The 10,914-nt window shown below is 47.6% G+C and carries 9 protein-coding genes and 1 pseudogene; 5 read left to right on the forward strand and 5 right to left on the reverse strand.

The genetic code is table 11. From position 1 onward, the window contains the following. Positions 1-253, reverse strand: a pseudogene (locus tag B5D35_RS20820) (IS6 family transposase); the annotation flags it as partial. Between the two features lie 67 nt (positions 254-320). On the opposite strand from B5D35_RS20820, the gene B5D35_RS20825 reads away from it, so the two are divergent. From B5D35_RS20825 to B5D35_RS20835, 3 genes are read left to right on the forward strand one after another with little or no spacing between them, the layout of a single operon-like run. After that, positions 321-794, forward strand: coding sequence for an oligopeptide/dipeptide ABC transporter ATP-binding protein (locus tag B5D35_RS20825; protein WP_078754409.1), 474 nt, complete (start codon positions 321-323; stop codon positions 792-794). Further along, positions 791-1,744 (forward strand): ABC transporter ATP-binding protein, encoded by a 954-nt coding sequence (locus B5D35_RS20830; protein WP_078754410.1) that lies wholly within the window; start codon positions 791-793, stop codon positions 1,742-1,744. The genes B5D35_RS20825 and B5D35_RS20830 overlap by 4 nt, the downstream gene beginning before the upstream one ends. After that, complete coding sequence (locus tag B5D35_RS20835; protein WP_078754411.1) at positions 1,716-2,495, forward strand: FadR/GntR family transcriptional regulator; 780 nt, start codon at positions 1,716-1,718, stop codon at positions 2,493-2,495. Before B5D35_RS20830 ends, B5D35_RS20835 begins: the two co-directional genes overlap by 29 nt. Positions 2,496-2,652: 157 nt before the next feature. Here the strand turns inward: B5D35_RS20835 and B5D35_RS20840 are convergent, their stop codons facing one another. Further along, on the reverse strand, positions 2,653-3,681 hold the full coding sequence (locus B5D35_RS20840) for an acyltransferase (RefSeq protein ID WP_078754412.1): 1,029 nt from the start codon (positions 3,679-3,681) through the stop codon (positions 2,653-2,655). 452 nt (positions 3,682-4,133) lie between these two features. Between B5D35_RS20840 and fusA the strand changes: the two genes are divergently transcribed. Next, complete coding sequence (fusA, locus tag B5D35_RS20845) at positions 4,134-6,221, forward strand: elongation factor G (protein ID WP_078754413.1); 2,088 nt, start codon at positions 4,134-4,136, stop codon at positions 6,219-6,221. A 77-nt stretch (positions 6,222-6,298) separates the two neighbouring features. On the opposite strand, the gene B5D35_RS20850 is transcribed toward fusA, so the two are convergent. From B5D35_RS20850 to B5D35_RS20860, 3 genes are all read right to left on the reverse strand, one after another. Further along, a complete protein-coding gene (locus B5D35_RS20850) occupies positions 6,299-6,763 on the reverse strand; it encodes a DUF302 domain-containing protein (protein ID WP_078754414.1) in 465 nt (154 codons plus the stop codon). A gap of 186 nt (positions 6,764-6,949) precedes the next feature. Continuing rightward, complete coding sequence (locus B5D35_RS20855) at positions 6,950-7,633, reverse strand: response regulator (RefSeq protein ID WP_078754415.1); 684 nt, start codon at positions 7,631-7,633, stop codon at positions 6,950-6,952. Between the two features lie 12 nt (positions 7,634-7,645). Then, a complete protein-coding gene (locus B5D35_RS20860; protein ID WP_078754416.1) occupies positions 7,646-9,124 on the reverse strand; it encodes an ATP-binding protein in 1,479 nt (492 codons plus the stop codon). Positions 9,125-9,281: 157 nt separating this feature from the next. Between B5D35_RS20860 and B5D35_RS20865 the strand changes: the two genes are divergently transcribed. Then, a complete protein-coding gene (locus B5D35_RS20865; protein WP_078754417.1) occupies positions 9,282-10,814 on the forward strand; it encodes a cytochrome-c peroxidase in 1,533 nt (510 codons plus the stop codon). The last annotated feature ends 100 nt before the right edge of the window (positions 10,815-10,914 follow it).

A 10,914-nucleotide genomic window follows, 5' to 3' on the forward strand; every position in this document is an offset into this window, starting at 1 on the left:
CCTTGACGTAAGTTTCGTCGAGCTGCCAAGACGTGTCTGCACGGATGAACTGATAACGGCGTAATTTTTTGCGTAATACTGGGGCATACTCAATGAACCAACGGTAAATGGTCGAGCGGTTAACCGAAATTCCTCGCTCCTGCAGCATATCGCTGAGGTTAGCGTAGCTCATGGGGGTGGAGCCATACCAACGCAGGCACCAAAGAATGACTTCGGGGGCAAAATGTTTCCATTTGAATTCGTTGTTGGCCATCTATCCGTTATCCGCCAGGGAGAAATGAGACGATTTTGGATCACTACGGATTTTTTGCAACAACCCCATGGCGTTAGTGAACAACCCCTCGCTGATCATTGCTGATGAACCCACCACTGCATTGGATGTGACCGTACAAGGGCAAATCCTTGCGCTGTTGGATGAACTTCGTCGCACCAGAAACGTGTCGGTGCTGTTTATCACTCATGACTTTGGCGTAGTGGCGCAGCTTTGTGATCGTGTTGCGGTTATGTATGCAGGAAAAATTGTTGAAACAGGACCGACTGAATCGGTTTTGGATTCACCTGCCCATCCTTACACCAAAAGGCTGATTGCCTGTGTGCCAGAGCTTGGTCGTGGTAAAGGAAAGCTGGAAGCCATACCCGGCTTACCTCCCGTTGTAGACAAATTGCCGGAAGGGTGTGCGTTTGCTGCAAGGTGCAGAAAAGCCTCAGCGTCTTGTCAGCAGGGTGTTGTGGAATGTACTGAAGGAGCCGGCCGCATGGTGTTGTGTCACTATCCCGAGGAGAAGTTGGTATGACGGCCGCGTTGCAAATCCAAGGATTGAAGAAAACCTTTTATTTCAAAAAGCCCCTTTTTGCATCCACTTATCCGAGTGTGAAAGCCGTACTAGCAATCAGTTTGGATGTGGAGCAAGGCGAGACATTAGGTATTGTTGGTGAGTCGGGATGTGGAAAATCGACGCTGGCAAGAATGCTGGTGGGATTAACAGAGCCAACCGAAGGGCAAGTACTGGTTGAAGGAGAGGTGTTATCGCCCAGCAGCCCAAAAGAAAATGGTAAGCTTATACAGTATGTTTTTCAGGACCCCATTAGCAGCCTAAACCCGCGGAAAACCATTCAGCAACTCATGGAAGTGCCCCTGATTTATCTTCATGAGATGGAGAAAACTCGCCGTGAATCTCGGATCCGAGAGATTTTCCGCCAAGTGGGGCTTCGCGAAGAGTTCTTAGCGCGTTATCCGCATGAATTTTCCGGTGGTCAGGCGCAGCGTATTGGTATCGCAAGAGCACTTGCCGCGAATGCTAGAATACTGGTGTTGGATGAACCTGTTTTCGCACTGGATGTGTCGGTTCAGGCTCAGGTATTGAACTTGCTGGCAGAGCTGAAACAGTCGCTATCCCTGACTTATCTGTTCATCAGTCATGATCTTGCTGTGGTCGAAGCTATCAGTGATCGAGTCGCGGTGATGTATTTGGGCGCATTGGTTGAGCTCGCTCCTGCTGAAAGGATTTTCAATTCTCCCAAACATCCGTACACTCAGCTGTTGGCGAACAGTGCGCCTGTTGTTGGGCGGCCGCTTCAAGTACCAACACAGCATGCTGAATTACCAGACCCGCTTAACCCTCCTCAAGGTTGTGGTTTTGCGGGCAGGTGTCCCAAAGCGCAACCAGAATGTCTCGCTGCGCCGCCTCCGCTGACAAAAATAAAGGAGAACGAATTTGTCGCCTGCTACTTCCCGTACGAGTAACGCTTTGCCTTCTGCAAAAATGCGCCGTCCCTATAAGGTGGCGGAGGCAATAAAAAGCTGGATTGTAGAGCAAGGCCTCCAACCGGGTGACAAATTACCGCCAGAGCCAGAGTTGATGGCCCTGTTCGGCATGTCGAAAGGCACCATTCGTGAAACGACGAGGGTGTTGGAAGCGCAAGGGTTGATTGTGACTCGCACGGGTCCAAAAGGTGGTGCGTTTATCAATGCAGTCTCCGAGCCGATGGCCAGCAGCTTGCTCAGTAATTACTTCTTCTTCAATAAGCTTTCGATAAAGGACATATATCAACTCCGTAAACTGCTTGAGCCCGAGTTGGTTGCTTCTTTAGCAGGGAATGTGTCGGAGCAAAGCCTTATCAAGTTAGAGGCAAACCTAGAGAAGTATTCGCAACCTGCTCTTGATGCAGAAGATGAGCGAAAGCAGCATATTGATTCTCTCCAGTTTCATATCATTCTCGCAGAACTTGCAGGAAATGAGCTTCTTGGTTTTATCATTCGATTTATGGTTCGCATGCTGACCGACCTGACGGTTTATCGACGCTTGTATGAGCCTCATAATCATGAGCTTTGGGAGCAAGGCTTTAAACACCAAAAGAATCTGATTCAAGCATTGCGGGAAGGTCGCTCGGAAGAAGCCAGAGAAATAATGCGAGAACACATGGAAGTGGCACAAAAACTGATGGAGAGTCAGGAAGCCGAAATGGAACGCCGATTTATGTTGCATGCGCCTTAGCGGAAGTTAAGGCTGTGAGTGATTACGGCCAAGTCCACTTGCGTGATAGCTTTTCTAAAAAAACGATGTCTTAGTAAAACACGCTGAGTTGGCCAATTATTACTGACAAAACAGCCCGGCTATCCGGGCTGTTTGTTAGAGGTCGAGTGCAGAGGCTTTACCTCATTGTCACCAAAAAGCGTGTGAAGGGAATTTTACCCAATAAAATCACCAATCCGAAAGACAACGCGACCGTCAATGGTGCCAGTAGGAGGTCTTTTAGCGGCCCTTCTATAACGAAGGCACCGAACACGTTGAACAGCGCAACCATCGCCACGAAGTGCCCCACATACACACCCAATACATGCTTGCTCAGAGCAAAAGTCATCGGATGGTTTCCCCAGTTGGGATGGTTGAGCAGCAGGTTGAACAAGCCGATGGCCATGAAAGGTGTTCCAATTAAAAAGTCGTGTGTCGCCATCCATGTTTCGTATCTGCGTAAATATAATCCTTCCGCAAGATACAGTGACAAGCCCCCGAGCATCATGGATACAGCCACTGCCGTCGAGAATCGAATATCTCGGCGTCGAAGCTCAAAACCAGCGACAACCATCAATAAGCTGAAAAAAGGTCCGTTACGAGAAAATATCGGCGTGCTGCCTTCTAATATCGGTTGATAGCTGCCTGCACCTAGTCCCCAGACATACAAACCTAAAGCCAGTGGGACGATAAGGCTTTCTTGCTTGTAACGAATCAGTAACGCAATGATTGTTAGCGCGGAAAGTAAGCCAGGAATAAACCATAGATGCACTAAACCGCCTTCAAAGAGGGTGTTGAGCGGTGTTTGAAGTAAATAGTTCCAATATCCTGTGCGCTCGGCGAGGTACCCTTGGGTCAGTGTGGTACCGAGGTTAAACGGCATTAATAAATAGATTGCACTCCATGCCATCCAGATAGTGAGCAAGGGTTTAGCGTAGGATTTTAGTGTAGCCAGAGGGGTTGATGTCACTTTAGGCTGTACAAAGTAGCCTGTGAGCAAAAAGAAAAAGGGTACGCCAAAACGGCAAATTTGATTGATAATATCCGACAGTAGATTGACGTTAGCACTGTAGGCATCTCCTCGCAGTGGACCTGCATGAATGAGAATGACGGCCACAATAGCAATTAATCGCCCAAGCTCCAAAGAAGGAATGCGTGCAGAAGGCATGAAAGCGTAGCTCCAAAAAATTGCGAGTAAAACGCAATATTAAAAAAATCTGCCGACTATATAAGAACATTGTGCTGGAGCTGAGGCATTGTTCTAGGAATTGTGAGCAAAATTCACTATAGTTGCTTCGCCGCTAAGTGGTTGGTTGAAAAAGCAACGCGCAATCTCCACGAAGAAAGCCAACCTTTACGTCGTGATCCGGTCTACCCTTTAGATCCAAAGCCACTTGGAGCTCTATTTCTAGTTGGCTTTTGACACACTTTGGCATGCCGGATGGCGAAATACGAACGAATGAGCGGAGAGAATGGCGTTAATTTGCGCAGAAATGTGTCAAAAAAAACATTGGAGTAAACTTATCTTATCTCCCTGTGTTCTACATGTTTCTTTACGCGACAACGCCTGCTATACTCCCCGCCCTGATATAAGCCAGTAATTGTTTATAGAGACGAACAATGACAGATCTAAGTAAATACAGAAACATTGGTATTTTCGCGCACGTTGATGCGGGTAAAACCACTACTACCGAGCGTATCCTTAAGCTTACCGGTCAAATCCACAAGACAGGTGAGGTTCACGATGGTGAATCAACTACCGACTTCATGGAGCAGGAAGCTGAGCGTGGTATTACTATCCAGTCAGCAGCAGTAAGCTGTTTCTGGAAAGGCTACCGTTTCAACGTTATCGATACTCCGGGACACGTTGACTTCACCGTTGAAGTATACCGTTCACTGAAAGTACTTGATGGTGGTATCGGTGTTTTCTGTGGTTCTGGTGGTGTTGAGCCTCAGTCTGAGACTAACTGGCGTTATGCGAACGACTCAGAAGTTGCGCGTGTTATCTTTGTAAACAAGCTGGACCGTATGGGTGCTGACTTCTTCAACGTTGTTGAACAAGTTAAGAAAGTACTGGGTGCGAATCCTATTGTTATGACACTGCCAATCGGCCGTGAAGATGACTTCGTTGGTGTTGTAGACGTTCTTGAGCGTAAAGCATACGTTTGGGATGACACTGGCCTGCCAGAAAACTACGAAGTTCAAGATGTTCCTGCGGACATGGTTGACCAAGTAGAAGAATACCGTGAAATGATGATCGAAACTGCTGTTGAGCAAGACGATGATCTGATGATGGCGTACATGGATGGCGAAGAGCCATCAATCGAAGAAATCAAGCGTTGTATCCGTGCTGGTACTCGTACTTGTACTTTCTTCCCAACTTTCTGTGGTTCTGCATTCAAGAACAAAGGTATGCAGCTGGTACTAGACGCAGTTGTTGATTACCTGCCGTCTCCAACAGAAGTTGACCCACAGCCGCTGACTAACCCAGAAACGGGTGAAGCGACTGGCGAAGTTGCAATTGTATCTGCTGAAGAGCCACTACGTGCGCTGGCGTTCAAAATCATGGACGACCGTTTCGGTGCTCTGACCTTCATCCGCATCTACTCAGGTGTAATGAAGAAGGGTGACACCATCCTGAACAGCGCAACTGGTAAAACTGAGCGTATCGGCCGTATGGTTGAGATGCAGGCGAACGAGCGTAACGAACTGATTTCTGCACAAGCTGGTGACATCATCGCTGTTGTTGGTATGAAGAACGTTCAAACTGGTCACACTCTGTGTGATGTTAAGCACGAATGTACGCTTGAGCCAATGATCTTCCCTAATCCAGTAATCTCTATCGCTGTTGCTCCTAAGGACAAAGGCGGTTCTGAGAAAATGGGTATCGCGATCGGTAAAATGGTTGCAGAAGATCCAACTTTCCAAGTTGAAACTGACGAAGAAACTGGCGAAACCATCCTGAAAGGTATGGGTGAGCTGCACTTGGATATCAAAGTTGACATCCTGAAGCGTACTTACGGTGTAGACCTAGTAGTAGGTAAACCACAGGTTGCTTACCGTGAAACTATCACTCAAGCAGTTGAAGATAGCTACACGCACAAGAAGCAATCAGGTGGTTCTGGTCAGTTCGGTAAGATCGACTACCGCATGAAACCAGGCGAGCCAAACTCAGGCTTCACCTTTAAGTCAGTGGTTGTTGGTGGTAACGTTCCTAAGGAATTCTGGCCAGCAATCGAGAAAGGCTTTGCGGGCATGATGGGCACTGGTGTTCTAGCTGGCTTCCCTGTTCTTGACGTTGAAGTTGAGCTGTTCGACGGTGGCTTCCACGCAGTTGACTCATCTGCAGTAGCATTTGAAATCGCTGCACGTGGCGCATTCCGTCAGTCTATGCCTAAAGCGGGCGCACAGCTGCTTGAGCCAATCATGAACGTTGACGTGTTTACTCCAGAAGATCACGTTGGTGACGTAATCGGTGACCTTAACCGTCGTCGTGGTATGATCAAAGACCAGCAAGCTGGTGCCACTGGTGTTCGCATCAAGGGTGACGTACCTCTGTCAGAAATGTTCGGTTACATCGGTACCCTGCGTACTATGACTTCTGGTCGTGGTCAGTTCTCTATGGAGTTCTCACACTACGCACCATGTCCAGCGAACGTTGCTGAAAAAGTAATCGCTGAACAAAAAGAGAAAAACGCTAAGAAGTAATTCTTAACGCGAACTCTGAAGTTCAAAAAAGCCCTGTAGCGAAAGCTACGGGGCTTTTTTTACATAAAATTCCAGACTTATTTCGGGGGAGGTTGTGTTGCTAGCTTTGCGAGGGAGACGAGCGCTTTTTCGACTTTGTTGACAGTAAGGCCGCACGCTTCGAGATGATGTCGTTCAACGACATACTCAGGGTTGTTATACCCAAGCCAGACAATGCCGTCGTTGTCCTCCCATATCAGTGCTTTTTGCGGTAAGTCTATCCCCGCGGTTTGATTACAAACCATCATTGGCGTCCCGACTTTAGGGTTTCCAAAAATAACCAATTCTGTTGGTCTTAAGCTAAGTCCTGCTTTTTTCGCCCCTTCGCCATGATTCACTCTCGCTATCACGGTTAACCCGCGAGCTTTAGCGGCTGCAATTAAGCGATCCGCTGTGATGGGTACACTGTACTGACTTTGCACCTGTACCATGCCCTCATGCGCTAACGCAGAAAGGGAGAAAAGCGCTGCCGCGAACGTTACTAGCCGAAAGTTGACACTCATTGTCGATTCCTCTTTTTAATTAGCTTTTCGTGAAACCAGAAATTAAGGCTCAACGCACCTGTAATAATGGACGCCGTATGTGGCGTTACCACAGTGGTGAACTGCATGCCAACACATATAGACTAGCCAAAATCGTCGGTTGTCACGTTGCTTGCTAAAAAAGAAGACAATTACTGTATGCTTTTCTTACAGGATTAACTTGTATCCCACGCTATAAACAGAATGGACCACGTCCTCATCGGCGTTCGCGATGCATAATTTTCGTCTTAATTTTTTGATATGGCTATCTACTGTCCGTTCACTAACGACGCGGTGATCTTGATAGATGTTGTCGATGAGTTGTTGTCTTGAGAAGACGCGCCCGGGTTCGCTGGCCAAGAGGTTCAACAAATTGAATTCGATGGCAGTTAGCTCAATATTCGCGTCGTGGAAGGTGGCCAATAACCGACTTTCGTCCAGTTTCAACACCGCTTTTTTCTCCCCTTCACGTAATGCCGTCGTGTTACTGGGTTTTATGCGTTTTAGGACCGTTTTTACGCGTGCAACGACTTCTCGTGGGGAGAAAGGTTTACAGATATAGTCGTCGGCGCCCAGTTCAAGACCGAGTAACCGATCTATTTCTTCGACCTTTGCTGTGATCATAATGATAGGGATATCGCTGTTTTGCCGTATCTCTCGGCATATCGTTATTCCGTCTTTAACAGGCAGCATTAAATCGAGCAAAATCAAATCTGGTAGGTACTCTTCGACCCAATCGGTAACGTGCTCACCATCATAGAGTTGGCTGACGGCATGATTAGATTGACGCAGATAATCGGCAAGTAACTGAGATATTTTTGGCTCGTCTTCAACAATCAGTATGTGTGGCATCCATCCTCCACATTATTCTTTTAGTAAGGGCATTTTGATCACTAACTTCAATCCTCCCAAATGGGAATGTTCAGCGACGATAGTTCCGCCATGCGCGAGTACGATCTTTTTAGCGACCGCTAGCCCCAATCCTGAGCCTCCACGTTGACGATTCCGTGATGATTCGACACGAAAAAGCTTTTCAAATAGCAGCTTAAGAGCGTCGTCAGGCACGCCGGGGGCGCTGTCTTCAATGCTTAATATGGCGGAATCTGCGCGTGCTTCCAGTAACACAACAATGTTGCCAGGTTGGTCAGTATACTTCTCACTATTACTCAATAAGTTCTCCAACAGCTGCTGGATACGCATTTCGTCAGCATGCACGATGACATGCTTGTCCGTGACATTTTCAGTAAGCGTTATTCCTTTATTGAGAAGCATGGGAGCGTGTTTTTGGCAGACGTGAACGACTGTGGAGGAAAGATTGTGGGGTGCTAGCCGGTACCGAATGGCACCCACGTCGGCATTCGTTAGCTCATAAAGATCTTCAATGAGTTTTTGTAGGTGAGCAATTTCCTCTTCGATAGAGGTGAGTGTGTTGGCATCTGCTGGTCTTATACCATCCAAAATCGCTTCAAATTCCCCCTTAATGATAGACAGTGGCGTTCTGAGTTCATGGGCAGTGCTAGCGAGCCAGTCTCGCCGTGCTGTTTCTGCTTGTTTAAGCGTGGTGGCAAGCGTATTGATGTTGTTGCCCAATGTCGTGATCTCATCATGACCGTTTATGGTGGTGGTTCTTGCATCATAATCTCCGTGTGCCAATTTTTGCGTGGTATTTGCAATGTCATCTAACGGGTTGGTAAATCGACGAGAGAAAAAAAGCGCTAAGATGGCACCGAACACCAACGCCAAGGACGCGAGCATGAGGAACGCATGTTTTTGGCTCTCGGCAAACGCTACATCATAGGTTGATTCAGGGATACGTGATGATGGCCAAGCAATGTTCGCGATAATGGCTCCGTTCACGTTGACGGGTAACACACTGAAGTCTTGCTTGAAAGGGCCATATATTGGGCGCATATCTTTCGATAAGAGGCTGATAGGAAGATGGTCATTTGGTGGTGGTCTTCTCGGCGGCTTATGTTCTCTATCCGAAGGGTTGCCACGGGAGTAATTATTGTGATGTTTTCTACGAGGTGGTTTATCTGGTTCAAAAAGATGTTGTATTTTCCAGTCGTTCAACCGCGTTTCAGTTAACGTTTCTCCACTTTCGGACAGGGCTAAGAGTTGTCGCCAATAAAAGGAGTTTTGTTCTAGCAAAGAAGGTTCTTCACTCAGTACATAAAAGGTAGCGATATTCTGCGACAGCATTTGATACGTCGCGGCCTCACGTTGGTTGATATACCGAATTAAGCCGTTGCTAAAGCTCCATTGAATGGCGGTATACAAGAGCAATAAAATGGCACCCAGTGTGATCAGGAAACTCAGCCATATTCGGATAAATAGTGACATGCATACTCCAAGCCTTTGACTTAGTGAGAGTATATGCTGACAAACGTTGATGCGAACCTCCGTGTCATAAGTTGCACAATTGATCCACATTTCTTGCGCAAGCTTTGCACTTTTCCTTCGTAGACTCACACTCAACGGCATTAGTTAGGGAAAGCGCATGTTAAACATAATACCTATAAAAAAAAGCACATTGTGGCTATCGGCCTTTACATTCATCGGCTTGCAAGGCTGTGGAGGAGGCGGCGAAGGAAACGACGAAGTCATGACACAAACAGTGGCGCAAACGCAGCTCGACGGCATTATCAGTAGCTTGAATCTTGCGGTTGACCCTACTGCTGGACGCACCATTCCCAATATCAACGACCCCTTACCTCAGCTTGGCAAAAAGCTATTTTTTAGTAAAAGCCTCAGCGGTGATTTAGATGTGGCTTGCGCGAGTTGTCATCATCCGATGTTAGGGGGGGCGGATGCGTTAAGCATGCCAATCGGTGTCAATGCGGTTCAACCGCAAGTGATGGGGGCGGGGCGTGTTGATGGCGATGATTTGCCTGATGTACCAAGAAATTCCCCCACCATTTTTAACGTTGCACTTTGGGATACCAGTTTGTTTTGGGACTCTCGGGTAGAGAGCCTTGGGAAAGAGTCGGCGCAAAATGGCGCAGCATCGGGGATCAGCACGCCTGATTCCGGCTTTGGTGTGGCCGACGCCAATGCGGGCAGCAATTTGGTTACCGCACAGGCACGGTTTCCGGTGACCTCTGTTGAAGAAATGAAAGACTCGACGTTCGAATCCGGAGAAACCAATGCCTCTATTCGGGATCACCTTGCTGCTCGGATTGGTGATTTTGGTGAAGGAGCAGGTGAGTTGGCGACCAATGATTGGCTGAGTGCTTTTCAAACTGCATTTAACAGCAGTGCGAGCGCGAATACGCTGATCACGTTCGATAATATCGCACTGGCGATTGCTGAATACCAACGCTCGATGATCTTTGTAAATTCACCATGGCAAAACTATCTGGATGGAGATAGCGCAGCATTGAGCGACGATGCCATTGATGGTGCAATTTTGTTTTTCACATCGGCAGCTGAAAATGGCGGCGGTTGCGTAAATTGTCACAGTGGTAGTTTGTTCAGTGATGGTCAGCAACACACAGTGGGTTTCCCCCAAATTGGACCTGGAAAAGGTGTCGGGGATGATGATGATTTTGGCCGCGAGTTGATAACGGGCGACACCGATGATCGTTATCGCTTTAGAACGCCTTCGTTGCTCAATGTTGCCGTAACTGCGCCCTATGGACATAGCGGTGCCTATGCGAGCTTGAATGACGTAATGCGCCACTATAACAATCCTCGTAATACCGTTGACGATTTCTTTGATGACGATGAGATGTGTGATCTTGACCAGTTTGAAAACGTGTCGGGCTGTACCAGTTTGTATCCAGATGCTCGTCAGAATTCGTTCCGTGCTTTGAATAAACTCGATGACGAACAGGATGACGGGACGTCTTTGTTCCAGAATGTGGGGCTGAATGGCAATGAGAGAAATCGACTGGAAGCCTTCCTTAACGCGTTAACCGATCCGTGTGTTACTGACCGTAACTGTATGCTCCCTTGGATGGCGGATGAAGTGGCGGACAATCCAGATGATCAAGCGCTTATCGCCACAGACATCAATGGGGTAAATTTGTAGTTGGTATCGTCAAATGGCTTTGTTGCTTAATTCGGTTGGAAGACATGGCAGCCTAAAGTTGTTCGGTTCTTAAGCAATATACTGAGTTTCAGGCATACCC

Source organism: Enterovibrio nigricans DSM 22720, from assembly GCF_900167155.1.
Classification (GTDB): domain Bacteria; phylum Pseudomonadota; class Gammaproteobacteria; order Enterobacterales; family Vibrionaceae; genus Enterovibrio; species Enterovibrio nigricans.